This is a genomic window from Brevundimonas sp. P7753 (assembly GCF_013386595.1).
In the GTDB taxonomy this organism is placed as follows: Bacteria; Pseudomonadota; Alphaproteobacteria; order Caulobacterales; family Caulobacteraceae; genus Brevundimonas; species Brevundimonas bullata.
Genome location: NZ_JACARP010000116.1, coordinates 1 through 996, shown reverse-complemented (window position 1 = coordinate 996; position 996 = coordinate 1). Strand labels below are relative to the sequence as shown.

2 protein-coding genes are annotated in these 996 nt (G+C 69.2%); both read right to left on the bottom strand.

The window, feature by feature from the left end:
• On the bottom strand, positions 1-704 hold a 704-nt coding region (locus tag HX774_RS17495; RefSeq protein WP_178828739.1), incomplete at its 3' end, for a hypothetical protein.
• 96 nt (positions 705-800) lie between these two features.
• Positions 801-983, bottom strand: a complete 183-nt coding sequence (locus HX774_RS17490) for a DUF1674 domain-containing protein (RefSeq protein ID WP_178828740.1) — start codon at positions 981-983, stop codon at positions 801-803.
• Positions 984-996 lie beyond the last annotated feature (13 nt).

Below are 996 nucleotides of genomic sequence, written 5' to 3'. Positions count from 1 at the left end.
GTGTCGGGCATGGCGTAGTAGCCGCGCTCGAAGTTGACCTGGGGCGGGGCCGTCTCGACGCGCGGGGGTTCGACATAGACCTGAGGCGGGGCCACGTTCACCAGCGGCGGCGCGACGCGAACCTCTGCGGGCTGAACATAGACCGGCGGGGAGGCCACATAGATGGGCGGCTGCGAAACATAGACGGGGGGCTGGTTCACATAGACCGGCGCGGGCTGGTAGTAGGCCGGCTGAGGCGCGGGAGCGTAGCCGCCCTGATAATAGCCCTGCTGGTAGTGGCCCTGATACTGGCCCTGTTGGTATTGGCCCTGGCCGTATCCGTAGCCGCGGGCCCAGGGATAGCGGCCATAGCCGTCGACGACGTAGCCGAAGGGCATGGAGCGCGTGACGCCGTAGCTGTAGCCGCCGGGCTGGATCGGCTGCTGCGGCGCGACGACCACGACGGGCGGGCGCTGACCGGCGCCGCCATAGCCGTAGCCATAGCCATAGGCCTCGACCGGGCCGTAGCCGCCCTGCCAGCCGGTGTCGCTGTAGTAGGTCTGGACCCGGCTCTCGACCATGGGGCCGCGCTGGCTCCCGTGATGGGCATAGGCCTGCTGGGCGTAGCCGGAGGCGGCGTTGTGGCGGACATGGCGCGTCTGCGCCTCGGCGGTTCCGGCGACGAACAGGGTCGCGCCGACAGCGATAGACAGAACAGCCTTCATGGCCACGCTCCTTGTTTCAGCCGCAAAGGTTAATGCGGTTTCGGCCGAAGCGTTCAATATTCTCCCGTCGCGCGAACGGGCGGGGCCGTGGCCGGCTCAGAAGTCGACGGCCAGACCCTTCTTCTCCCAGTCGCCGTAGCGGGTGGGCTCGGGACCGCGCGGGCCGCCGTGTTCGGTGTCGAGAACCGGCTCTTCGCTCGCCTTGCGACGTTCGGCCGCTTCCAGCAGGGCGCGGCGCGCGACCGCGTTCAGAGGCCGCTCGGGCGTCGCGTGGGGCACGTCAGCGTTGAAG